The sequence below is a fragment of the Archangium gephyra genome, from assembly GCF_042230915.1.
In the GTDB taxonomy this organism is placed as follows: Bacteria; Myxococcota; Myxococcia; order Myxococcales; family Myxococcaceae; genus Archangium; species Archangium gephyra_B.
The window spans coordinates 1,578,461-1,602,369 of record NZ_CP102578.1; the positions used below are offsets into that span (position 1 = coordinate 1,578,461).

The 23,909-nt window shown below is 71.2% G+C and carries 13 protein-coding genes; 3 read left to right on the forward strand and 10 right to left on the reverse strand.

Translation table 11 applies throughout. The features are described 5' to 3' along the window. Positions 1–10: 10 nt before the first annotated feature. The 7 genes from NR798_RS06360 to dps form a co-directional block, all read right to left on the reverse strand. On the reverse strand, positions 11–1,708 hold the full coding sequence (locus tag NR798_RS06360) for an MBL fold metallo-hydrolase (RefSeq protein WP_375770520.1): 1,698 nt from the start codon (positions 1,706–1,708) through the stop codon (positions 11–13). Between the two features lie 21 nt (positions 1,709–1,729). Further along, a complete protein-coding gene (locus NR798_RS06365; RefSeq protein ID WP_375770521.1) occupies positions 1,730–12,676 on the reverse strand; it encodes an amino acid adenylation domain-containing protein in 10,947 nt (3,648 codons plus the stop codon). Beyond that, a complete protein-coding gene (locus NR798_RS06370; RefSeq protein WP_375770522.1) occupies positions 12,673–14,361 on the reverse strand; it encodes a cyclic peptide export ABC transporter in 1,689 nt (562 codons plus the stop codon). The genes NR798_RS06365 and NR798_RS06370 overlap by 4 nt, the downstream gene beginning before the upstream one ends. Positions 14,362–14,524: 163 nt before the next feature. Further along, on the reverse strand, positions 14,525–15,415 hold the full coding sequence (locus NR798_RS06375; RefSeq protein ID WP_375770523.1) for a CHAD domain-containing protein: 891 nt from the start codon (positions 15,413–15,415) through the stop codon (positions 14,525–14,527). A 10-nt stretch (positions 15,416–15,425) separates the two neighbouring features. Beyond that, positions 15,426–15,983 (reverse strand): inorganic diphosphatase, encoded by a 558-nt coding sequence (locus NR798_RS06380; RefSeq protein WP_375770524.1) that lies wholly within the window; start codon positions 15,981–15,983, stop codon positions 15,426–15,428. An 85-nt stretch (positions 15,984–16,068) separates the two neighbouring features. Beyond that, positions 16,069–16,545, reverse strand: a complete 477-nt coding sequence (locus NR798_RS06385; protein WP_375770525.1) for a hypothetical protein — start codon at positions 16,543–16,545, stop codon at positions 16,069–16,071. A gap of 89 nt (positions 16,546–16,634) precedes the next feature. Continuing rightward, positions 16,635–17,192 carry a DNA starvation/stationary phase protection protein Dps gene (gene dps, locus NR798_RS06390; RefSeq protein WP_375770526.1) on the reverse strand — a complete coding sequence of 186 codons (558 nt, stop codon included), beginning with the start codon at positions 17,190–17,192 and terminating at the stop codon, positions 16,635–16,637. 132 nt (positions 17,193–17,324) lie between these two features. Between dps and NR798_RS06395 the strand changes: the two genes are divergently transcribed. Together NR798_RS06395 and NR798_RS06400 are read left to right on the forward strand one after the other, a co-directional pair. After that, entirely contained in the window at positions 17,325–17,624 is a 300-nt protein-coding gene (locus tag NR798_RS06395; RefSeq protein WP_375770527.1) for a hypothetical protein, read from the forward strand. Positions 17,625–17,652: 28 nt separating this feature from the next. Further along, a complete protein-coding gene (locus NR798_RS06400) occupies positions 17,653–18,906 on the forward strand; it encodes an amidohydrolase (protein ID WP_375770528.1) in 1,254 nt (417 codons plus the stop codon). A 12-nt stretch (positions 18,907–18,918) separates the two neighbouring features. Here the strand turns inward: NR798_RS06400 and NR798_RS06405 are convergent, their stop codons facing one another. The 3 genes from NR798_RS06405 to NR798_RS06415 all read right to left on the reverse strand — a co-directional run bounded on the left by NR798_RS06405 (position 18,919) and on the right by NR798_RS06415 (position 21,702). Then, on the reverse strand, positions 18,919–19,575 hold the full coding sequence (locus tag NR798_RS06405; protein WP_375770529.1) for a trimeric intracellular cation channel family protein: 657 nt from the start codon (positions 19,573–19,575) through the stop codon (positions 18,919–18,921). Between the two features lie 233 nt (positions 19,576–19,808). Next, entirely contained in the window at positions 19,809–20,531 is a 723-nt protein-coding gene (locus NR798_RS06410; RefSeq protein WP_375770530.1) for an esterase/lipase family protein, read from the reverse strand. 37 nt (positions 20,532–20,568) lie between these two features. Beyond that, the gene (locus NR798_RS06415) at positions 20,569–21,702 is read right to left on the reverse strand and encodes an esterase/lipase family protein (RefSeq protein WP_375770531.1); all 1,134 of its coding nucleotides are present in this window, start codon (positions 21,700–21,702) and stop codon (positions 20,569–20,571) included. A gap of 192 nt (positions 21,703–21,894) precedes the next feature. Between NR798_RS06415 and NR798_RS06420 the strand changes: the two genes are divergently transcribed. Beyond that, positions 21,895–23,892 carry a S46 family peptidase gene (locus tag NR798_RS06420; protein ID WP_375773732.1) on the forward strand — a complete coding sequence of 666 codons (1,998 nt, stop codon included), beginning with the start codon at positions 21,895–21,897 and terminating at the stop codon, positions 23,890–23,892. The last annotated feature ends 17 nt before the right edge of the window (positions 23,893–23,909 follow it).

Consider the following 23,909-nt stretch of genomic DNA (forward strand, 5'->3'; position numbering starts at 1 on the left):
GCGTTCCTCTTCAGAAGGCGAACTGGTCTTCGGTGTCGCTCTCCGGGGCCCGGGGGGCGGGCTCCGGCGCGGGGGCGGTGGGGCGGGGCGTGTCGAGCGGCTCCAGGACGAACTCGACCCGCCCGATGGGGCGATCGGCCACGAGGCCCCGCTGCTTTCCCTGCGCCAGCACGGCGTTGGACTCGATCATCTGTGGCGAGTCCTCTTTCATGCCCAGGCCCAGCAGGTGCTCCACCCAGGGCTCGGCGCCCATGGCATAGGTGTAGATGCGGCGGGCGCCCACGGCCTCCAGCAGCCGCAGCGCATTGCGCGCGTTGCTGCCGTGGTAGCGGCGCGACTGGGCCTGCTGCGGCGGAGGCGGCTTGGGGAAGAGCGGGCCGACGGACCAGGTGAGCGGAGCGCCGACGGACTCGGTGCCGAGGAAGACGGTGTCGAAGGGGCCCAGCGCGCGGCACACGTGCTCGTAGGTGCGCGCGTCCAGGCAGTCCGAGTCCGCGCCGATGAGCACCTGCTCGCGGCCCAGGCGCACCGCGTAGGCGCTCTTGCCGTGCACCAGGTCCCCGTGCTCGCCGAAGAAGGGCACGCCCGCGATGTGGCCGTCCGGCAGCGGGAGCGAGTCCAGCTCGGCCAGCTCCACCACGCGGGGGAAGCCCAGCTTGCGCGCCAGCATGCGCAGCGACACGTCACCGGGCACCATCCCGTGCGAGCGCGGCACCACCAGCGTGCCCAGCCGGTGGCGCAGGCGCAGCAGCGTCTCCAGGGCGAAGTGGTCCTGGTGCGCGTGGGTGACGAGCGCGTAGTCGATGTGCGCGGGCAGGTCCTTCCAAGAGTGGCGCTCCATGCCGCCCGCGTGAGGCACCGCGGCCACGTAGGGGTCGGTGAGGATGGAGACGCCGTCGTACTCCAGCAGCACGCACGCATGGCCGAAGTAGCGCACGCGCACGCGCTTCTCGCGCCAGGGCTCGGCCGTCCGAGCGGGCGTGTTGGAGAGCAACGGCAGCAGCCGCGCGTCCTCCGCCGGGGAGAGCCCGAGCAGCGCGCGCACCTCCTCCAGCGGCCGGGGCTCCACGTCCAGCCGGAAGAGGGCGTCCACGCGCGCGTCGGAGAAGGGCAGCATCCAGTCCACCTCGCCCGGCGAGTCCAGGCGCGGGGTGGTCATGAAGAAGGGCAGCTGTCCGTCCCGCTCCAGCCGCGCGAGGCGCAGCGACTGCAGGCCATGCTGGTAGTACGGGCTCTCGTAGAGGAGGTTCTCCAGGAACCGGAGCGAGGGCCGGTCGTGGTAGTCGTAGACGAGCTCCACGTAGCCGCGCAGGGGCTCGGGGATGCGCGCGTAGTAGGGCTCGAGGCTCTGGCCCCGCGCCTCGGCGACGAGGAAGGCCTGGAAGTCCTTCGCCGCCCGGGTGAACCCGAGCAGCTCCGCGCGCTTCGCCTCCGTCTCCTCCAGGAAGGCGCGCACTTCGCCGGCCCGTGCGGGAGGCACGTCCATGAAGGGGCCGCCGATCAGGGCCGGGTCATGCGCGGCGGCGAAGTGCTGGGCCGGATCCGCCAGGTACGAGCGCAGCAGGGGCAGTTGGTAGTTGAGCAGGTGCAGGCCCGCGGCGAGCGGCGGCAGCACGTAGGGCCAGGCGGCCCAGCGGTGGACGAGCGGCTCCACCACCGTCGAGTCGGCGAGGCGGTAGCGGGGAATGTCGTTGGCGGCGTGGGACATGGGCCGGAGTCTCGCGGGGCTCTAGAAGGAGAATTGCGCGTCGTCGTCATCGCCACCGGAGGGGCTGGCGGGAGGCGCCGCGGGAGCGGTGGTGAGGGGCAGATCCAACAGCCGGCGCTCGGGCGCCTCCACCACGGCGCGCAGCAGGGCGTCGAAGCCGTCCAGCATGCCGCGCACGGTGGCGGGGGAGAAGAGGTCCGTGTCGTAGCCGAGCCCGGCCACCAGGCCCGTGCCCTCCTCGGACATGACGAGCGTCAGGTCGAACTGGGCGCGGGTGGGGCCGGCCTCCACCGGAGACAGGTTCAGCCCCGGCAGCCGCAGCGCGGGCATGGGCGTGTTCTGGAGCACGAACCACACCTGGAAGAGCGGCGTGCGCCCGGGCTCGCGAGGCGGCTGCAGCTCCTCCACCAGCCGGTCGAATGGCAGCTCCTGGTGGGCGAGCGCTCCGAGCACCGTGCCGCGCACGCGTTGCAGCAGCTCGCGGAAGGAGGGGTCTCCGGACAGCCGCGTGCGCAGGGCGAGCGTGTTGAGCACCAGCCCGATGAGGCCCTCCACCTCGCGGCGGCCGCGGTTGGCCACCGGGCTGCCCACCACCACGTCCTCGTCGCCGGTGAAGCGGTAGAGCAGCGTCTGGAAGGCCGCCAGCAGCAGCATGTAGAGGGTGGCGCCCTCGGCCCGCGCGAGCTGCCGCAGGGCCTCGGCGCGCTCGGGCGGCAGGTGCAGCCGCTCCACGGCCTGGACATGCTGGCTTGCCGAGGCCCGGGGTTTGTCGGTGGGCAGTCGCAGGGCGGCGGGCGCACCCGTGAGTTGCTCACGCCACCAGGAGAGCTGCGACTGCAGCGCCTCGCCGTGCAGCCAGCCCCGCTGCCACCACGCCAGGTCCGCATACTGCACGGGGAGCGCGGGGAGCGCGGGAGGCTGGCCCGAGACGAAGGCCTCGTAGAGCGCGGCCACCTCGCGCACCAGCACGCCCATGGACCAGCCATCCGAGGCGATGTGGTGCATCGTCAGCAGCAGCAGGCTCGCGTGCTCCTCCAGCCGCAGCAGCCGGGCGCGCAGCAGCGGGCCCCGCGTCAGATCGAACGGACGCGCGGCTTCCTCCTGCGTGAGGCGCCACGTCTCGCGCTCGCGCTCGGCGGCCGGGAGCGCCCGGAGGTCTTCCTGCTCCAGGGTGAAGGTGCCCTGCTCGGAGATGACCTGGACGGGCTGTCCCTCCACCCGAGCGAAGGTGGTGCGCAGCACCTCGTGACGGCGCACCACTTCCTGGAAGCAGCGCTCCAGCGCGGCCGTGTCCAGCGCGCCCTCGAGCCGCAGCGCGACGGGGATGTGGAAGGCGCTGGTGCCCGGCTCCAGCTGCTCCATGAACCACAGGCGCTCCTGGGCGAAGGACAGCGGCAGCGGGCCCGAGCGCGGCGCGGGCTCCAGTGGGAGCGGAGGCGCCTGCTGGGCCCCGAGTTCCTCGAGGCGGGCGGCCATCTGCTCCAGCGTGGGGACCTCGAAGAAGGCGCGCAGGGGCAGCTCGACGGAGAAGGCCTCGCGGATGCGCGCCTGGAGCTGCGCGGCCAGCAGCGAGTGTCCGCCGAGCGCGAAGAAGTCGTCCCCCGTGCCCACCGTCTCCACGTGGAGCACCTCGGCCCAGAGCGTGGCCAGGCGTGTCTCCACGGGCGTGCGCGGGGCCTGTGCCGGGCCGGACTCGGCGGTGGTGCGCTCCGGGGCGGGCAGCGCCTTGCGGTCCAGCTTGCCGTTGGAGGTGAGCGGCAGCGCCTCCAGGAAGACGAAGGCCGAGGGCACCATGTACTCGGGCAGCCGCTCCCGGGTGGCGTCGCGCAGGGGCTCGGGCCGGGCCGCTCCTGGCTCACGCGGCACCACGTAGGCCACCAGCCGCTTGTCGCCGGGCACGTCCTCGCGCACTACCACCGCCGCCTCGCGCACCGACGGGTGCGTGCGCACCACCGCTTCAATCTCCCCCAGCTCGATGCGGAAGCCGCGGATCTTCACCTGCTGATCGATTCGGCCGAGGTACTCCAGGTCCCCATCCGGCAGGAAGCGGGCGAGGTCTCCCGTGCGGTAGAGCCGCGCGCCGGGCTCGGTGGCGAAGGGGTGGGGGATGAAGCGCTCGGCGCACAGCTCGGGCCGGTGGAGATAGCCGCGCGCCAGTCCGGCTCCGCCGACGAACAGCTCACCGGCCACGCCCGGAGGCTGGGGCTCCAGGTGCGCGTCCAGCACGTACAGCTCCAGGTCCGCCAGCGGGCCACCGATGACGCTGCCGCCCGCCACGTCCGCGCGCCCGATGGGCCGCAGCGTGACGTGCACAGTGGTCTCGGTGATGCCGTACATGTTGACCAGCCGCGGGCGCGCGTCGCCGTGGCGCTCGAACCAGGGCGCGAGGCTGTCCAGCTCCAGCGCCTCGCCTCCAAAGATGACGTAGCGCAGCGCCAGTGAGCCCTGGCCCGCGAGCGCCTCGTCGGCGGCCATGAGCTGGCGGAAGGCCGAGGGCGTCTGGTTGAGCACGGTGACGCGCTCGTCGCGCAGCAGCCGCCAGAAGTCCTCGGGCGAGCGGCTCACGAAGTAGGGCACCACCACAAGCCGGCCGCCGTACAGCAGCGCGCCCCACAGCTCCCAGACGGAGAAGTCGAAGGCGTACGAGTGGAAGAGCGTCCACACGTCGCCCGCGTCGAAGCCGTAGAAGGGCTGCGCCGCGTCCATGAGGCGCGTCACGTTGGCGTGCGTCACCACCACGCCCTTGGGCCGGCCCGTGGAGCCCGAGGTGTAGATGACGTACGCGGCGTGCTCCGGGAGGCACTCGACGGCGGGTGGCTCGGCCTCGGGCCCGTGGGGCTCGGTGCCGGTGTCCACCACGAGCACCGCGGCCTCGTGCGCCGGGAGCGTGTCCACCAGATGCGCCTGCGTGACGACGGCCGGGACGCCCGAGTCCTCCAGCATGAAGGTGAGCCGGTCGCGCGGATAGGCCGGGTCGAGCGGCACGTAGGTACCACCGGCCTTGAGGATGCCGAGCAGGCCCACGACGAGCTCGGCGGAGCGCTCCATGAAGAGGCCCACGCGCGTCTCGGGGCCGACGCCCAGGGCGCGCAGGCGGTGGGCCACGCGGTTGGCCTGGGCCTCGAGCTGCCGGTATGTGAGGCGCGTGCCCTCGTAGGCGAGGGCGAGGTTGTCCGGCGTGCGGCGCGCCTGGGCCTCGAAGAGGCGGTGCAGGACGAGCGGGGCCGGGTAGTGGGCCCGGGCGCGGCAGGACTCCAGCCGCTGGGCACGCTCGGTGGGCGCGAGCAGCGGGAGCCGGGAGACCGGCAGCTCCGGGTGCGCCACCACCGCCTTGAGCAGCGTGCGGTACGCCGCGCCGAGCCGCGCGATGGTCGGCTCGTCGAAGAGGTCGGTGCTGTACTCGAAGGAGCCGGACAGCCCGTGGGCGGAGGGCTCCAGGCTGAGCGTCAGATCGAAGCGCGTGGTGCGGCTCGCGAGCGGCAGCGGTTCGAGGGAGAGGGAGGAGAGCTGGAGGGGAGGAAGAGGAGCGTTCTGGAGGGCGAACATCACCTGGAAGAGGGGAGTCCTGCCGAGGGAACGCTGAGGGGAAAGCTCTTCGACGAGACGCTCGAAGGGGAGGTCCTGGTGGGCGAAGGCGCCGAGGGAGGCGTCACGCACCTGGGAGAGGAGGGAGAGGAAGGAGGGCTGGGAGGAGAAGCGGGCGCGCAGGGGGAGGGAGTTGACGAAGAAGCCGATGAGGGGCTCGGTCTCGGAGAGGTGGCGGTTGGCGATGGGGGTGCCAACGACGACATCCGGGGAGCCGGAGTAGCGGTGGAGGAGAGACTGGAAGGCGGCCAGCAGCGTCATGAAGAGCGTGGCGCCCTGACGGCGAGACAGTTCCTCCAGGGAGGAGAGGAGGGAGGAGGGAAGGGAGAAGGGGAGGTGAGCGCCGCGGAAGGACTGGGCGGGAGGACGAGGCCTGTCGGTGGGCAGCTCGAGGGCGGGAGGAATGCCGCGCAGGTGCTCGGTCCACCAGGAGAGCTGGGCGTCGAGAGTCGGGCCGGAGAGCCACTGGCGCTGCCAGGAGGCGAAGTCAGCGTACTGGACGGCCAACTCGGGAAGGGAGGAGGGGAGGCCGGAGAGGAAGGAGTCGTAGAGGGAGGCGAGCTCGCGGATGAGGACGCCGATGGACCAGCCGTCGGAGACGATGTGGTGCATCGTCAGCAGCAGCACGTGCTCCTCGCGCTCCAGGCGCAGGAGGCTGACGCGCAGCAGGGGCGCCTGAGCGAGGGAGAAGGGACGCGAGGCCTCGGCCCGTGCGTGCTGGAGGATCGCCTCCTCGCGAGCGTGGGCCGGCAGCGCGCCGAGCTCCACCACCTGAAGTGAGAGCGGTGCCGGGGGGACGATGGACTGGAAGGGCTGCCCGTCAGCGGAGGAGAAGACGGTCCGGAGCACCTCGTGGCGGCGGAGGACCTCATCGAAGGCGCGCTGGAGCGCTTCCAGGTGGAGGTTGCCCCGGATCCGGACGGCTGCGGGCACATTGTAGAAGGGGCTGTCGGGCTCGAGCTGGTTCAGGAACCAGAGGCGCTGCTGGGAGAAGGACAGCGGCAGCGGCCCCGAGCGCGGAACGGCAACGAGGGGCGGAAGCCGCGCGGGACGTGAGGAGGACGCGAGCGCGTCGATGCGAGCGGCGAGGGCTTCGAGGGTGGGCGCCTCGAAGAGGGCGCGGAGGGGAAGCTCGACACCGAAGGAGGCGCGGATGCGGGAGGCGAGCTGGGTGGCCAGCAGCGAGTGTCCGCCGAGGGCGAAGAAGTCGTCCTGCGCGCCAACGGTGGAGAGGCCGAGGAGCGGAGCCCAGAGCGAGGCGAGGGAGACCTCCGTCTGGGATTGAGGCGGACGCGACGGTGTGCGAGCCAGGGCGCCCGAGTCCGGAGCGGGAAGGGCCTTCTTGTCCACCTTGCCGCTGGGGGTGAGCGGGAAGGCCGGCAGCGCGACGAAGGCGGCAGGCACCATGTAGTCGGGCATCCGCTGCAGCAGGAAGGCGCGGAGCGCGGACGCGTCCGGCGTCTGCCCCTGGGCGGGGACGACGTAGAGGACGAGCCGCCTGTCACCCGGGGAGTCCTCGCGGATGGAGGCGGCGGCCTGGTGGACGGAAGGGTGCTGCTGGAGCGCGGCCTCCACCTCGCCCAGCTCGATGCGGAAGCCGCGCAACTTCACCTGGGAGTCGAGGCGGCCGAGGAACTCGACATGGCCGTCCGGCAGGAGGCGGGCGGCGTCACCGGTGCGGTAGAGGCGTGCGCCGGGCTCGGAGGCGAAGGGGTGGGGGAGGAAACGCTCGGCGGTGAGGGCCGGCCGCCCGAGGTAGCCGCGCGAGAGGTTCTCCCCCGCGAGGTACAGCTCTCCCGGGACGCCGAGCGGGCAGGGCTGGAAGTGCGCGTCGAGGACGAGCAGTTGGGTGCCGGGCAGCGGCTGGCCGATGGGCGGAAGCGCGGGCCAGAGGGAGGAGTCACCGCTCAGCCGGAAGGCGGAGACGACGTGCGTCTCGGAGGGCCCGTACTGGTTGTCGAGCACGCAACCGGGCAGCCGGCTGAAGAAGGAGACGAGCGAGGGCGTCACCTGGAGCTGCTCGCCCGCGGTGATGACTTCCACGAGAGGCGGCAGCGGCTCCACCTCATGCGCGGCCTGCGCGAGCTGCTGGAGGGCGACGAAGGGGAGGAAGAGGCGCTGGACGCGGTGGGCGGTGAGGAAGCGCAGCAGCGCGGCGGGCTCGCGGCGCAGGGCGGGCGGCGCCAGGACGAGACAGGCGCCCGCGGCCCAGGAGGAGAAGAACTCCTGGAAGGAGACGTCGAAGGAGAGGGGCGCGAACTGGAGGGTGGTGGCGGAGGGGAGCGGCGAGCGCGCCAGCTGCCAGTGGATGAGGTTGGCGAGGGCGCCGTGCCGCATGGCGACGCCCTTGGGGGTGCCCGTGGAGCCCGACGTGTAGATGACGTAGGCAAGCGAGTCCGGGTGCGGCTCGACGGGCGGAGGCGCGGCGGAGGTGCCGGAGAACGCGCCAGGCTCGTCGACGAAGACGGCGCGAGCGGACGAGGGCAGCGAGGCGGCGAGGTGACGCTGGGAGAGGACGAGCGACGCGCCGGAGTCCTGGAGCATGAAGTCCAGGCGCTGCTGGGGGTAGGCGGGGTCGAGCGGGACGTAGGCGGCGCCGGACTCGAGGACGGCGAGGAGGGAGACGGCGAGGAGCGGAGAGCGCTCGAGGCAGAGGGCGACGAGGGAGCCGTGGGAGACGCCGAGGGAGCGCAGGTGCCCGGAGAGCTGGTGGGCGCGCTGGGCGAGTTGGGCGTAGGTGAGGGACTCGTGCTCGGAGACGACGGCGAGGGCGTCGGGGTGGAGCGCGGCCTGCTCGCGGACGAGGCCGAGGAAGGAAGAGGAGCGAGGAGCGGGAGGCCCGGAGAAGGAGACGAGGAGTTGGCGCAGCTCGTCCTCGGGGAGCAGCGGGAGGCGGGAGACGGGCCAGTCCGGGTGGGCGACGGCGGAGGAGAGCAGCCGGGAGAAGTGCCCGAGCATGCGGCGGGCGGTGCCCGCGTCGAAGAGGTCGGTGCTGTACTCCAGCGAGCCCGCCAGTCCATCCGCCGAAGGCTGGAGGGACAGGTAGAGATCGAACTTCGCGACACCGGTCTCGACCTCCATCGGCTCCAGGGAGAGGGAGGAGAGCTGGAGGGGAGGAAGAGGAGCGTTCTGGAGGGCGAACATCACCTGGAAGAGGGGAGTGCGGCCGAGGGAACGCTGAGGGGAAAGCTCTTCGACGAGACGCTCGAAGGGGAGGTCCTGGTGGGCGAAGGCACCGAGGGAGGCGTCACGCACCTGGGAGAGGAGGGAGAGGAAGGAGGGCTGGGAGGCGAAGCGAGCGCGGAGGGGGAGGGAGTTGACGAAGAAGCCGATGAGGGGCTCGGTCTCGGAGAGGTGGCGGTTGGCGATGGGGGTGCCAACGACGACATCCGGGGAGCCAGAGTAGCGGTGGAGGAGAGACTGGAAGGCGGCCAGCAGCGTCATGAAGAGCGTGGCGCCTTCACGGCGGGAGAGCTCCTCCAGGGAGGAGAGGAGGGAGGAGGGAAGGGAGAAGGGGAGGTGGGCGCCACGGAAGGACTGAGCGGGAGGACGAGGCCTGTCGGTGGGCAGCTCGAGGGCGGGAGGAATGCCGCGCAGGTGCTCAGTCCACCAGGAGAGCTGGGCGTCGAGAGTCGGGCCGGAGAGCCACTGGCGCTGCCAGGAGGCGAAGTCGGCGTACTGGACGGCCAATTCGGGAAAGGAGGAGGGGAGGCCGGAGAGGAAGGAGTCGTAGAGGGAGGCGAGCTCGCGGATGAGGACGCCGATGGACCAGCCGTCGGAGACGATGTGGTGCATCGTCAGCAGCAGCATGTGCTCCTCGCGCTCCAGGCGCAGCAGCACGAGCCGGACCAGCGGTCCGCGATCCAGGGCGAAGGGAGCCCGGGCTTCCCGGGTGGCGTAGGCGTGGAGGCGGGTCTCGCGCTCGGAGGAGGGCAGGGCCGAGAGATCCACCACGCGCAGGTCCAGCTCCGGCTCGGGCGAGATGACTTGAACGGGCCGGCCGTCGGTCTCGACGAAGGTGGTACGCAGGGCCTCGTGGCGGCGGAGGACCTCCTCGAACGCGCGCCGGAGGGCCGCCATGTCGAGGGCCCCTCGCACCCGAGCGGCGGCGGGGACGTTGTAGAAGGGGCTGGCGGGCTCGAGCTCGTTCAGGAACCAGAGGCGCTGTTGAGCGAAGGAGAGCGGTAGCGTCCCAGCGCGTGGCACCGGCTCGATGGCCGGGCGCTGCGGGCTCTGCTGCGAGTCCGAGGCCGCGTCGATGCGCTCGGCCAGACTCCGCACGGTGGGAGCCTCGAAGAAGGCGCGGACGGGCAGCTCGACGCCGAAGGCGGAGCGGATGCGCGAGATGAGCTGAGTGGCCAGCAGCGAGTGTCCGCCGAGGGCGAAGAAGTCGTCGTGGAGACCCACGCGCTCGACGCGAAGCACCTGGGCCCAGAGGGAGGCGAGGCGCTCCTCGGTGGGCGTGCGCGGGGCGACGTAGGTGTCCTGAGAAGCGGGGGACTCAGGAAGAGGAAGGGCCTTCTTGTCCACCTTGCCGTTGGAAGAGAGCGGTAGGGCAGAGAGGGAGACGAAGGCGGCGGGAACCATGTACTCGGGCAGGCGCTGCTGGAGGAAGGCGCGCAGGGAGTGCGCTTCCACGGACTGGCCAGGGTGGGGGACGAGGTAGGCCACCAGCCGCTTGTCGCCCGGGGAGTCCTCGCGCACGAGGGCCACGCAGGTGTGGACGGAGGGGTGCTGCAACAGCGCGGACTCCACTTCGCCCAATTCAATCCGGAAGCCACGCAGCTTCACCTGGGAGTCGAGGCGGCCGAGGTACTCCAGGGAGCCGTCGGGCAGGAAGCGGGCGGCGTCACCGGTGCGGTAGAGGCGGGCACCGGGCTCGGAAGCGAAGGGATGAGGAAGGAAGCGCTCGGCGGTGAGGGAGGGCAGGCCGAGGTAGCCACGTGCGAGGCCCGCACCGGAGAGGAACAGCTCCCCAGAGACACCAACGGGCACCGGCTGCAGGTGCGCGTCGAGGACATAAACCTGGAGGCCGGGAAGAGGACGGCCGAGGGAGAGATGGCCGGAGGCGAGCACGGGGGCCTCGGACATGGTGGCGCAGACGGTGGACTCGGTGGGGCCGTAGGCGTTGAGGAGGGTGCGGCCAGAAGCCCAGCGAGCGAGCACCTGGGGAGGACAGGCCTCACCGGCGGAGACGACGGTGCGCAACTCCTCCAGGCCCTCGGGGGACAGGAGGGAGAGGACGGCGGGAGGAAGGGTGACGGTGGTGACGTGCTGCTCGCGCAGGGTGCGCACGAGGGCGTCACCGAGCAGGGCCTCGCGAGGGGCGAAGACGAGACAGGCGCTGGAGGTGAGGGAGGTGAAAATCTCAGAGACGGCGGCGTCGAAGGAGAGGGAGGCGAACTGGAGGGTGCGGCTGGTGGCACTCAAGCCAAAGCCGGACACCTGGGCCTGGGCGAGGTTGCACAGGCCGGAGTGGGAGAGGAGGACGGCCTTGGGCGTGCCGGTGGAGCCCGAGGTGAAGATGGCGTAGGCCAGCGACTCGGGGGACACGTCCACCGGGGACAAAGCCTCACCGGCCTCATGCGCCCAGACAGTGCGCAAGCCCTCGGGCAGACGGGAGGCCAACTCGGGCGTGGTGACGACGAGGCGCAGACGGGCCTGGGCCACCATGAGGGACAGGCGCTGGGGAGGAGAAGCGGTGTCCAGCGGAAGGAAGGCAGCGCCGCAGTGGAGGATGGCGAGCAGGGAGACGACGCAGGAGGGCTCGCGCTCGAGGAAGAGGCCGACGAGGGACTCGGGGCCGACGCCGTGGCGGCGAAGGACGGAAGCCAGGGCGAGGGAGCGGGAGGCCAGCTCCCCGTAACCAACCGTCTGCTGCCCGTACACCAGAGCCGGAGCGTCGGGCCGCTGCCGCGCGAGGGCGAGGAAGCGCTGGTGCACCGGAACGAACGGAGCCGGACCGCCCGTACAGTTGAAGTCGACGAGAAGCGCCTGATGCTCCTCGGAGGAGAGCAGGGGCAGCAGGTGGACGGGCCGCTCGGGCTGCGCGGTGAGGCCCTCCAGCAGGCGCGTGAAGTGGCCGGCCATGCGCGCCACCGTGCCCGCCTCGAACAGGTCCGCGTTGTACTCCAGTGCACCGGAGAGCCCCTGCTCCATCTCCCCCAGCACGAGCACCAGCTCGAACGGCGTGGAGCGCTTCTCGAGGGGCAGGGCCTCGAGCTCCATGTCTCCCAGCATCAACCTCGCGCCGGGGACGCCCGCGGCGAAGGCGGAGAGGTTCCGCAGGCCGAGCGGAGCCTTCTGGTAGACGAGCATCGTCTGGAAGAGAGGGGAGCGGCTGGCATCGCGCTCGGGGCTCAGCCGCTCGATGAGCAGCGGCAGGGGGAAGTCCTGATGCTCCAGCGCGCCGCGCACGCACGCATCCACGCGCCGCAGCAGTTCATGCCCGGTCGGCTGGCCCGAGAGGTCCGCGCGCAGGGCGATGGGATTCACCAGATAGCCCATCAGCCGGGCCAGCTTCCGGTGGCGCCTGCCGTAGGTGGGGCTCCCCACCGCGAACGACTCCTGTCCCGAGTAGCGGTGCAGCAGCGCCTGCCACGCGGAGAGCAGCACCACGAACGGCGTCACGCCCCGCGCCGAGGCGAGCGCTTCCACCTGGTGCCATAGCTCGGGCGGCAGCCGCACGGGGTGGCTCGCACCGCGCTCCGTCTGCACCGGCGGGCGAGGCCTGTCCACCGGCAACTCGAGCGCGGGGACGTCTCCGCCCAGCGCCTCGCGCCACCAGTCCCACAGCCGCTCTCCCTCGGGCCCCGCGAGCCGCTCCGCCTGTTGCCGCGCGTGCTCGCGGTAGCTCAGGGGCTGCGCTGGAAACCCGGCCGCCTCACCGTTCACCTGCGCGCGCACCAGCTCGTCCAGCTCGCGCACCAGCAGCGTCATCGACCACAGGTCGGCCACCATGTGGTGCGCCACCGTCAACAGCGCATGATCACCCGGGCTGCGCGTCAGCAGCACCATGCGGAGCAGGGGCCCACGCTCCAAGTCCATGGGCCGGTGGGCCTCGTCGGAGAGATAGCGCTCCAGCGTGGCGTCGTCCCAGCCCGAGGCATCCACCTCCTGGAAGAAGCCCTCCAGGCTCGGGTGGATGCGCATGACGGGCCTGCCCTCATGCGCGGGGAAGGTGGCCCGAAGCACCTCGTGCCGGGCCATGATCGTGCGCAGCGCCTCGCGCAGCGCGGCGGGCCGTGCCTGGCCCCGGATGCGCGCGGCCACGGCGATGTGGTAGGCGGCGCTCGAGGGCGCGAGCTGCTGGAAAAGCCACAGCGCCCGCTGGCCGTGGGTGAGCGGACCCTCCAGGGTCCCAACGTCCGTGGCGTGAATCATCCGTGTTTCGCTCCGGCTGCACGGGCCGTGGACTCCTGGCCTCCGCGCACCTCGGTGAGCTGTCCGTAGTCGAGCTTCAGCAACCGGTCGGCCAGGGGGAAGTACTTGTCATCGTGGCTGATGACGAGCAGGCCCTTGCCCCGGCTGCGCAGCTCCGGGAGCACCTCGGTGTAGAAGATCTCCCGGAAGGTGGGGTCCTGGTCGGCGGCCCACTCGTCGAAGACGTAGAGCGGCCGATCCTCCAGCATCGCGGTGAGGAGCATCAGGCGCCGCCGCTGTCCCTGGGAGAGCGCGGTGGTGGAGAGGGCGCCCTGCGTGATGTGGACCTTGTGCGCCAGCTGCAGCCGCTCGAGGAGCGCCTGTGCCTGGCTGTCCGGCGTCCCCAGCCCGTACAGCTTGTCGAAGAGGTGCGAGTCCGCGAACACGGCGGAGAAGAGCTGGCGGTGCAGGGCACGCCGCTCGCCGGTGAGGGGCTCGCCGTCGAGCAGGAGCGTGCCGCCCTCGGGCTCGTAGAGGCCGGTGAGGATCTTCGCCAGGGTGGTCTTCCCGCTGCCGTTGCCGCCCACGAGCATGACCAGCTCGCCGGGGCGCAGGGTGAGGTCCAGCGGGCCGAGCACGAACTCACGCCCATCCTGCTCGCGCTGGTAGGCATGCGTGATGCCGCGCAGCTCCAGGCGGGACCAGGAGGGGCGGGCGGAGGGCGCGAGCTGCGGCTCGGGGGCATCGGCCAGCAGCAGGCCCAGGGCCTGGACGTTCTGCAGACACGCCCGCGCCCGGCCGAGCTGGGGCAGGAACGTGACCGTGAACTCCAGCGGCGTGGACATATAGAGGATGCCCAGCACGAAGCCGGCGAGCACGTCCGGGGAGAAGCTCCCCCAGCGCGGGACGATGAAGAGCAGCGTGCCCACCGCGAGCAGGAAGAGGGTGTGGCCCCAGGCGGCGCCCGCGACGAGCAGCGTCATGCCGCGCAGCAGGTGCTGGCGGTAGGTGGAGGCCACCTGCTGGAGGGCCCCATCGAGGAAGGCCTCGCGGCGCGGCTGGAAGAGCTTGAGCTCCTTGACGCCCTCGACGAGCGAGAGCAGGTGGCGCACCTGCTCGTCCTGGGCGCGGCGCGCCGCGACGATGGAGGTGAAGGCCACGCGCACCACCGCCTGGTGCGAGAGGATGCCCACCAGGGCCACGGCGAACACGGCCCCGAGCAGCACGGGCGACAGCCACGCCAGGTAGATGAGGCAGCCGAGGACGATGCACAGGTCGGTGAAGAGGGCGCCCACGCCGGGGAGGGCCTCGGCCACGGCGGTGACGTCCTCGGTGAGGGCGGCGAAGAGCCGGTGGCGCCCCACCTCTTCGAGCCGCCGCAGCGGGGCCGCGGCGATGCCTCGTGCCACCTGCAGCCGCAGCCGGAAGACGGCGTCCTGGCCCAGCCGGACGACGAGCGTCTGTGACGCGATGCGGCTTGCCAGCAGCACGACGCACAGCGCGGCGAAGGCCAGCGCCATCTTCCCGAGGGGCGCACCGGGTTGGAGGGCTTCACGGATGAGGGCCAGGAGGGCCGTGCTGCTGGCGCCACTCAGGCCTCCCAGCAGCGCGGCGCCCGCCACTCCCCGCCGCGAGGACTGAAACAGGAATCGGATGACGGCGCGGCTGCTCAGCGGCTCGGAGACGGGGGCGGGCGAGGAGGACACGGTGCTCTTGGATTCTTGGATTCCGGGGAGGCGCGAAATGGTACCCGCTCGCCTGAGTGGCGTGAAGATGGGGACTGCGCGGGGTTTGCCTGCCTCCTCGCTGGACTCCCAACTCCCGGCGCGCGTCCATGTCGTTGCACGGCGGCGGAGATGGAGCAGGGCCTCAGTCCAGGAGCTGGCGCAGCCCGCGGGTCAGCCGCTCGGCGTGCCAGCGTTGCAGCTCACGGGCCGTCTGGGCCGCGCGCTCGGCCCGCTCCTCCCGTACCTGCTCTTGCAGCTTGCGCGCGGCGGTGCGCTCGGCGGCGGTGCCCTTCGCGGCGAAGCCCTCGAGCAGCCCCAGCCGCACGTCCGAGTCATGCAGTACGCCGAGCAGCTCCTGCAGCGGCACCAGCGCCTCCAGCAGCGCCTCCATCTTCCGGCGCAGGGCGGGGCGGAAGATCTCCGCCTCGTAGCGGAGCTTCTTCACCTCCTTGCGCAGCTCGTGGGCCGTGAGCGCGTCCGGAGCGGCCGCGTAGTCCTCCATGAGCCGCTCCACCGCGCGCAGGCGGCGGCGCAGCTGACGGCGGACGCGCTGGCCCCCATAACGTCCGGGGCCCTCCAACCGCTTCGCCTCGTCCAGGAGGGCGGGCACCGTCCGCTCGTCCCAGCGCTTCAGCGTGCGCCGCAGTTGCTTCTCCTTCGTGCCGAGCTGCGACGCCACGCTCGCGCGCAGGGCCTCGAAGCCGGCCCGCTTCGCCGGCTTCTCCTTCCGGGCGGCCTGTTTCAACCAGGCCTCCTGCACGTGCACGTCACGCACCTCGCCGAGCGCGTCCTGGAGCTTCTTCACCTCGCGCTCCAGCGGCCGCAGCCCGCCCAGCGCGCGGAACACAGTCAGCGCCGCGCGTAGGCGGCGGGTGGACACGCGCAGGTCATGGACACCGTCCTCGGTGAGCGCCTCGCCGAGCGCGTCCTGTTCGTGGCGCACGTCGGCCAGGCGGCTGGAGACGAGGCGGCGGGCGGCCTCGGCCAGGCGGCTGTCCGGGCCGAGCCCGCGGATGGGAGTGGGGCGTGGCATGGCTCCTCCCTTACTTCTGACGCCCAGCGTTCTTCTTCTCGTGCGTGGCGGAGGCCTCCTCGACCATGCGCTCGGCGGCGTCCACCCCTTCCCAGCCGAGGATGCGCACGTCCTTGTCGGCGAAGGCGACGGCGGCGGTGAAGAAGTGCTCCAGCTCCTGGCGCTCCCGGCGGGACAGATCCTTGAGGCTGTTCAGGTTCTCCGCGCGCGCCGCGATGATGGGCACGACGAGCAACCGGTCATTGCGCTCGCGGCCACCTCCCCGCCGCTTCTTCTGGTCCACCTTGAGCACGCCGAGCGCGCGGCAGGGGAGCACCACGCCGGGGTAGGTGGACTGGTCCCAGTACACCAGCGCGTCGAGCGGGTCTCCGTCGGGGGCCTCGGTGCTGGGGATGAAGCCCCAGTCGAAGGGGTAGCGCATCCCATGCACCAGCGGCCGCGAGACGGTGAAGACGCCGAGCTCCGGCTCGTACTTCAGCTTCACCGTGGAGGCGCGGGGTGACTCGACGACGACGTGGAAGGCGCCATCCTTGCCGCGCAGGGGAATGCGGGTGAGGTCCGTGGTCATGGTGTCGAGGCTCGGACGGACAGCCCCCGGGGACAAGCGCTCCCGGAGGCGAGTTTCACCTCGACAACCTTCGCGGGGCCCGCCGTCAGGCCGGGGCGGAGGCCCGCAGCGAGCGCTTCGCGGCACGTGCCGAGCCGAGGCCCCCGAGGGTGTACCAGGCCACGGTGAGGAACGCGGTGGAGCGCTTCGCGCGGCTGGGGCGCTCGCCGAGCCCGAGGTAGGGCGGGAGCACCACGGCGCCCAGGCCCGCGAGCGCACCGAGGATGGCGCCGCGCAGGTAGATGTGGCGCGGGCGGCCCATGGCGACGAGGGCGTAATAGAGGGTGTTGCTCAGCAGGTCGCCGATGAGGCTCTGCTGGTACAGCGCGCGGCCATGGGGCGTGGGCAGGCCGAGCCGTTTGGAGAGCTTCTTGATGGAGCGCATGCCGAGCACATCCATGCGCGGAGGGTGCTTGAGCACGGCGCGCGCGCCCTGGTGGACGAGCGTGAGGGAGACGGCGCCGGCGAGGCCGGGGCCGAGCGATTGGAGGAATCCTCGAGGCTGGGTGGTGAGCTCACTCATGGTGCCCCTCAAGCTAGGCACCGGGCCCGCCGTGTTCCCGCGCCGGGTGCCCGCCCGTCCGTCAGGGTGGCGAGCGGGCCCGGGAAGGCTCAGGCGTCGGGAGCGGGGGTGCGCTCCTCGATGATGGAGGAGGGCCCGGTCTCCTCGCGCGCCGTGATGGCCGAGCCGTACAGGTGGCTCTCCAGGAACCAGAGGTCCTGCTCGACCTGGCCGAGCGTCTGGGTGAGCAGATCCTCGGTGACGGGGTCGTTGAGATCGCCCGCGCGCTGGATGCCGCCGCGGAGGGTGGAGGCGTAGACGGACATGCGGTCCACGAGGACGCGCACGTGGTCATCGCCGTTCACCGCGCTCAGGTCGTACTCATCCAGCTCGCTGTTCTTGACGGACAGGCGGATGGTGCCCTGGGCATAGCCCCCGAGCGCGCCGGCACGTTCGGCGAACTCATCGGCCTGCTTGCGCACGTGGTCGGCCACTTCGTCGAAGAGCTCATGGCGGCTGATGAAGTCCCTGCCGCGGATGTTCCAGTGCGCCTGCTTCACCTGCCAGTGCAGGTCGATGGACGTGGCCAGGCAGACGTTGAGCAGGTCGATGAGTTCCGCGCGGGACTCGCGTGGGAGATTGATATGGCTGGGGAACTTCGTGGTCATGCGTCATCCCTCGTCGTGGTTCCGCCCGGCCCGAAAGCCGCCGGTTTCCTCAGACGGTGGTGACGGAAGGGGCCCACGCCAACCTGGGAAGAAAATGCCTGGAGGGCAGGCGGGCGTGGAGGGCAGGCGGGCATGAAAGCCCCTTCTCTCTCTGTATCGTCCACCCAGTTCTTCGGCTCGGCCTTGCAGGTGACGCCGCACTTTGCCGTGCGTCATGCAGGCGGCCTGCACCGGCCAGTCTCCGCGCTGTACGACGTACTTGATGACCCTGCCAATGATGAGCAGTGTCCACGTGACGTTCCGGGCGATGGCGAGGATGCGGTAGAGGCGGCGGTCACGCTCTCTCTCGTCGCAAGTGCGCTCGACGTCCTCCTGCGCGCTCGATGTGCTCAAGCCGTTGGTGTGCGTCAGGAGCGTCGACCCTCTTGCTGAACAGGCCGGGAGTTCACGAGGAGGAACCATGTCGGCTGCATCCTTGGTGCTGGCGGGGCTGGGCGGCATCCGAACGTGGCAGGAGGACGTCTACCGAGATCTGCATCAGCACCCGGAGCTCTCTCACCAAGAGCACGCGACGGCGCGGAAAGTGGCCGAGAGGCTCGAGCAGGCTGGTTTCCAGGTACATTCCGGAGTTGGCGGCACCGGCGTTGTCGGAGTGCTGCGCAATGGCGACGGACCCACAGTGCTGCTCCGGGCAGACATGGATGCGCTGCCCGTGCGTGAGACGACCGGACTGCCCTATGCCAGCACCGTCACAACCACCGGCGCCGGCGGCGACGCGGTTCCAGTGTCGCATGCCTGTGGCCACGACGCGCACGTCGCGTGCCTGCTCGGAGCGGCCCACCTGCTCGCGGCGGGCGCCGAACACTGGAAAGGCACGGTCGTCGCGCTGTTCCAGCCGGCCGAGGAGACCGGAGACGGAGCGCGCGGCATGCTCGAGGATGGGCTCGCCGGACTGTTTCCCACCCCGGATGTGGCCTTCGCGCAGCATGTCCTCCCGGCGCCCGCTGGAACCATCGGCACCCATTCCGGACCTGTACTCTCCGCGGCCGACAGCGTGCGGATCACCGTGTACGGCCGCGGCGGCCACGGCTCGATGCCGCAGGCGACGGTCGACCCTGTCGTGCTCGCCGCCATGATTGTCGTGCGGCTCCAGACCGTCGTCTCACGAGAGACGCCGCCGAACGAGACCGCGGTGCTCACGGTCGGCAGCATCCAGGCCGGCACGAAGAGCAACGTCATCCCCGAGCACGCGGTGCTTCAGCTCAACATCCGCACGTACAGCACGCAGCGGCGTGAGGCGATCCTGGCGGCCGTGCGGCGCATCGTTGAAGCCGAGTGCATCGCGTCAGGCTCGCCGAGGGAACCGGTATTCGAGCTGTTCGACCGATTCCCGCTCACCGACAACAACGCCGAGGTCACGAGCCGGGTGGCCGAGGCGTTCGCGGGGTACTTCGGCGACCGTGCCGCGCCGATGGGCCAGCAGACAGCGAGCGAGGACTTCAGTGACATCCCCGATTCGCTCGGAGTGCCCTATACCTACTGGGGCATCGGCGGCATCGATGCCGAGCAGTATCGACGGGCGCGGGAGGCCGGCCGAATCGCGCAAGACATCCCGGTGAACCATTCGTCCAACTTCGCCCCGGTCATCCAGCCGACGCTCGACACCGGAACGCAGGCGCTCGTGGTCGCCGCACTCGCCTGGCTCGCCGGCTGAGCCCAGCGGCCCTCAGTCCCCTGCGGGAGGCTCCGCTCGGCCGCGCGGCCCTGGGGGCCGGGGCGCGTTGAGATTGAAGTGCATGCCGACGACCCGGATGAGGAAGCACACCGTTGCCGCGGAGATCGCCGTTACCGGTCCGAGGAGCCCGAGCAAGCTCGCGACGACGGCGATGGACGCGCCTACGAGGGCGGGGATCGCGTACAGTCCGTCGCTCATTATCGAGGGGATGCGGCCGAGGAGCGCGTCCCGAAGCGTTCCGCCGCCCACCGCCGTGATCGTGCCGAGGATCACCGCCTGAGCGGGACCGAGCCCGAAGCCGAGGGCCTTGGTCGCGCCCGTGATGGCGAACACGCTCAGCCCGATGGCGTCGAGAATCATGATCGGCAGAGAGAGCCGGTCAAGGAGGTGAGCGAACGCGAAGGCGATCAGCGCGCCGGCAGCCGCCACCGCGAGGTACCGCCAGTCTTGGAATGTCGCGGGCGGCAGCCCGTTCAACAGGATGTCGCGGATGATGCCGCCGCCGATCGCCGTGATCATGCCGAGTGTGATGACGCCGACGATGTCGACACGCGCGGTGCGCACAGCGATCAGTGCGCCGTTGAGGGCGAACGCGAAGGTCCCCGTCAAATCGAGGATGAGCAGCGCGGGGGACGTTTCCCCGCTCATGCCGAGCGCCTGCCACCGGCCGTATGAGCACACCCGATACCGAGCGAGGTCGCATGGCGCTGGTGGGGACACAGATGTGGCGCCAATAACGACTCCGCGTTCTGCGGCCGCGTGCTCATGGCCTCATTGTTGGCGCCGCTCGCGAACGAAGGCAACCTCGCCTTGAGTCCTTCGCACAGCCTTCACCGTGTCGCCCTTCTCCAGCGCGTACGCCAGGTAGCGCACAGACCGGACTACTGCCGCGGCGCCTGCGCCAGCACCTCCACCGTCGCGGAGATGACGGCCGGGGCGCTGAGCATCAACTGGTGGGCGGGCACGAAGAAGGTGCGCTCGGTGGCGCCGGGCAGGCGCGCGCTGTCGGCCGGGACGACGGTGCTGTCGAGCGGCGTCCAGAAGGAGAAGACCTCGGTGTCTCCGAAGGGCTGCTCGCGGCGGTTGAGCTCGCGCAGGAAGTCGCTGTCCGGGCGCATCTGCACCAGGGCGGGGTCCGCCTTCAGGTACGCCGCCCGCGTGCCGTGGTGCGGCCCCGAGATGGAGACGAAGCGGCGCACGCGCGGCTGGCCCCCCAACTCCTGCATCCAGTAGCGCGAGGACAGCGTGCCCTGGCTGAAGGCCACCACGTCGATGCGCTCGGCGCCGGTGCGCTTGCGCAGGCCCTCCGCCGCGCGGCGCACCTGGTAGGCCATCACCTCGATGGGCAGCTGGCCGTTGTTCGGGTGCAGGCGCACCGCGTGCAGCCGCTCCTTCGGCCAGCCCGCCTGCTGGAACGCATCGAGCATCGCGAAGTAGGCGCCCGGGGTGTCATCGGTGCCGTGCACGAACAGCACGGGCACGTGCTCGGACGCGGGCGTGGGCTTCGCCTCGGGTACGGCGGCACAGCCCGTCACGGCGGCGAACAGCGCCAGCACGAGCGCCCGGTGGACGCGTGGAGAGAGGTCTCGAGCAGAGGTGCACATGGTGGGCTCCAGGTCGATGGCTGGGGCCCGCTGTGTATCAGGTCTCCAGCAGGACGAAATCCACCACGGTGTTCCACAGGCGCTCGAAGTGGAGGCGGCGGAAGCCGGAGCCCGAGATGAGCCAGTCCACGTGGGGAGGCCGGTGTGACGGCTGGTCGAAATGGCCGATGGCGTCCAGGTGGTCCGCGCGCACCGCCGCCAGCACCCGCCCGTACACCTGCGAGCGCGTGGGGACGATGCCATCGCACGCCTGCGGGCCCGGCATGGCCCCGTAGGCCTCCACCAGCGCCTCCGTCTGCGCCGGGGTGTGCAGGGGAATCGCCGTGAGGGGCATGCGCTGGGTGCGCCCGTAGAGGAAGCCGTACACCGTGTGCGTGATTTGCGCGTACGGGTCCAACCCCGCGCTCAACCGCGCGCGCAGCGACGGGGGCCGCGCCTGGGTGATGACGGAGCCGTAGCGCACCCCGGGCCGGTCCACGGTGGTGGCGTTGAAGAGATCGATGCCCTCGGGAGTGAGCTGGGGGACGAGCGAGGCGTCGTTGGTCACGTCGCCCAGGAAGCGGACGAGCGCTTCCCGGCGCTCGACGGAGAAGTCCCCCAGTAGCTGCTCGAAGAGCTGGTCCAGGATGGTGGGGCGGAAGCCGAGCTGCTCGTCCCAGCGCGTCAGCACGCTCCCCAGCCGGAAGGCCACCGACAACGGCAGCCGGCCGAAGCGCAGCACGTACACGGTGAAGAGCGACAGCAGCTGCAGCAGCTTCTGGCCGAAGAGCCCCAGGAAGAAGGAGGCCAGCGGGGTGCCCGAGTGGGGGGTGGACACCGTCACCACCGTGCGCACGCGGCGGGCGTAGGGCTCCACGTCGATGTCTTCGCCCAGCATCGCGCCCGGGCTGACGAGCAGCCGCGAGTCCAGGCCTCCCGTGGAGTGGCCGATGAGGTGGATGGGGCCGTCGTCGTCCTTCGCGCTCGCCTCGATGGCCTTGAAGAGATCCGCGGCGCGCGTGCGGATGGAGCCGGTGGGGTGCGAGAGCACCTGCACCACCTCGACCTCCACGCCGCGGCGCGCCATCTCCGCCACGAAGTAGTCGCGCACGTGCCCGAAGTAGAGCAGCTCTCCCAGGTTGGCGAAGCCGAAGAAGCCGGGGACCAGGTAGATGTGGTGCTTCGTCGCCATTGAGCCCAACCTTCCGCAGTCCCCGGCTCCAACTCAAGCCCGACGTGCATCCTCCGTCTTCCCGGGTTGACGGCGCGCCACTCCCGGGCCACAACCCGGCCCTTCTCCCTACCCTGGAAGGAACGCTCGCCCGTGCAACGTCTGCTCGCTGTCGGCCTGCTCTTCGCCCTCCCCGCCGCCGCGGAGGAGGGGATGTGGACCTATGACGCCTTTCCCCGGGCCGCCGTGAAGGCCGCCCATGGCTTCGAGCCCTCGCAGGAGTGGTTGGACTCCCTGCGGCTGTCCTCCGTCCGGCTGGCCGGGGGGTGCTCGGCGAGCTTCGTGTCGCCCGACGGGCTGGTGATGACCAACCACCACTGCATCCGCTCCTGCGTGCAGGACCTGTCCTCTCCCCAGCGCGACTACCTGGCCACGGGCTTCTTCGCGAAGGAGCTGAAGGACGAGCTGCGCTGCCCCAAGGTGGAGGCCAACCAGCTGGAGAAGATGACGGACGTCACCGCGCGCCTCCAGGGGGCCACGAAGGGCCTGAGCGGCGCGGCCTACAACACGGCCCTCAAGGCGGAGATGTCCACCATCGAGAGCGAGTGCGCCACCGGGCCCGAGGTGCGCTGCGACGTGGTGACGCTCTTCAACGGAGGCAAGTACCACCTCTACCAGTACCGCCGCTTCCAGGACGTGCGGCTGGCCTTCGCGCCCGAGTTCTCCATGGCCGCCTTCGGCGGGGACGCGGACAACTTCCACTTCCCGCGCTACGGCTTCGACGCGGCCTTCCTCCGCGTGTGGGATGCCAACGGCCAGCCGCTGAAGACGAAGCACTTCCTGTCCTGGGCGAAGGAGGGCACGAAGGAGGGAGACCTGGTCTTCGTCTCCGGCCACCCCGGCGCCACCCAGCGCCAGCTCACCGTGGCGGAGCTGGAGTTCCAGCGCGACGTGGCGCTGCCTTTCCAGCTGCTGTACCTGGCGGAGCGGCGCGGCATGCTGCGCGAGTACGCCTCGACGACGCCGGAGCGTTTCCGCACCACGCGGGCGAAGCTGCGCTCGGTGGAGAACGCGCTGAAGGCGCTGCGCGGCCGGCACCAGGCCCTGGCCGAGCCCTCGCTGCTCGCCGACAAGCGCAAGGCCGAGGCGGACCTGCGGGCGAAGGTGGGGGCGGACCCGAAGCTCGCGGCCACCACCGCGGGCTCCTGGGATGCCATCGCCCGCGCTCTCGAGGCCTACCGGCCCCTGCTGGCCGAGTATCGGCTGAAGGAGAGCGGTTATGGCTTCTCCTCCGAGCTGTTCGACATCGCCCAGCAGCTGGTGCGCGCGGCGGACGAGCGGCCCAAGCCCAACCCGGAGCGGCTGCGCGAGTACACGGAGGGGCAGCTTCCCGCCCTGCGCCAGGGCCTGCTGCGCGAGGCCCCCATCCCCGCGGAGCTGGAGGTGCTCTCCCTCACCTTCGGCTTCAACAAGCTGCGCGAGACGCTCGGCGCGGATGAGCCGTTCGTGCAGCTGGTGCTCGGCCGCGAGTCCCCCGAGGGCCTGGCGCGCGCGCTGGTGAAGGGCACGAAGCTCTTCGACGTGAAGGAGCGCCAGCGGCTGTTCGACGGCGGCAAGGCGGCGGTGGAGGCCTCGAAGGATCCGATGATCGTCCTGGCGCGCCGAGTGGACGCGCAGGCACGCGAGGTGCGCAAGCGCTACGAGGACACGGTGGAGTCGGTGCTGAAGAAGAATGGCGAGCTGCTCGCCCAGGCGCGGCTGGCGGCCTACGGCACCACGGGCTATCCGGACGCGACCTTCACGCTGCGCCTCAACTACGGCACGGTGAAGGGCTGGGAGGAGGGCGGGAAGAAGGTGCCGCCGATGACGACGTTCGCCGGCGCCTACGAGCGGCACACGGGCAAGGAGCCCTTCCGGCTGCCGGACTCGTGGATGAAGGCCCGCGGCAAGGTGCCCGGCGAGACGCCCTTCGACGTGGCCACCACCAACGACATCATCGGGGGCAACTCGGGCTCGCCCCTGGTGGACCGCGAGGGCCGCGTGGTGGGGCTCATCTTCGATGGGAACCTGCACTCGCTCGGGGGCGAGTACGCCTATGTGCCGGAGACCAACCGCGCGGTGGCCGTGCACGGCGAGGGCCTGCTGCAAGCCCTCGAGCACATCTACGGCGCCGGGCGGCTCGTGAAGGAACTGCGCGCGAACCAGCGCTGAGTGGACGGGGGTGGGGG

What these genes read in the sequence shown, in the direction of transcription:
- NR798_RS06375 (WP_375770523.1), bottom strand. Translation starts at nt 15,415, where the DNA reads ATGCCACGCCCCACTCCCATCCGCGGGCTCGGCCCGGACAGCCGCCTG.
- NR798_RS06365 (WP_375770521.1), bottom strand. Translation starts at nt 12,676, where the DNA reads ATGATTCACGCCACGGACGTTGGGACCCTGGAGGGTCCGCTCACCCAC.
- NR798_RS06415 (WP_375770531.1), bottom strand. Translation starts at nt 21,702, where the DNA reads ATGGCGACGAAGCACCACATCTACCTGGTCCCCGGCTTCTTCGGCTTC.
- NR798_RS06385 (WP_375770525.1), bottom strand. Translation starts at nt 16,545, where the DNA reads ATGAGTGAGCTCACCACCCAGCCTCGAGGATTCCTCCAATCGCTCGGC.
- NR798_RS06410 (WP_375770530.1), bottom strand. Translation starts at nt 20,531, where the DNA reads ATGTGCACCTCTGCTCGAGACCTCTCTCCACGCGTCCACCGGGCGCTC.
- NR798_RS06360 (WP_375770520.1), bottom strand. Translation starts at nt 1,708, where the DNA reads ATGTCCCACGCCGCCAACGACATTCCCCGCTACCGCCTCGCCGACTCG.
- NR798_RS06380 (WP_375770524.1), bottom strand. Translation starts at nt 15,983, where the DNA reads ATGACCACGGACCTCACCCGCATTCCCCTGCGCGGCAAGGATGGCGCC.
- NR798_RS06400 (WP_375770528.1), top strand. Translation starts at nt 17,653, where the DNA reads ATGTCGGCTGCATCCTTGGTGCTGGCGGGGCTGGGCGGCATCCGAACG.
- dps (WP_375770526.1), bottom strand. Translation starts at nt 17,192, where the DNA reads ATGACCACGAAGTTCCCCAGCCATATCAATCTCCCACGCGAGTCCCGC.
- NR798_RS06405 (WP_375770529.1), bottom strand. Translation starts at nt 19,575, where the DNA reads ATGAGCGGGGAAACGTCCCCCGCGCTGCTCATCCTCGATTTGACGGGG.
- NR798_RS06420 (WP_375773732.1), top strand. Translation starts at nt 21,895, where the DNA reads ATGTGGACCTATGACGCCTTTCCCCGGGCCGCCGTGAAGGCCGCCCAT.
- NR798_RS06395 (WP_375770527.1), top strand. Translation starts at nt 17,325, where the DNA reads ATGAAAGCCCCTTCTCTCTCTGTATCGTCCACCCAGTTCTTCGGCTCG.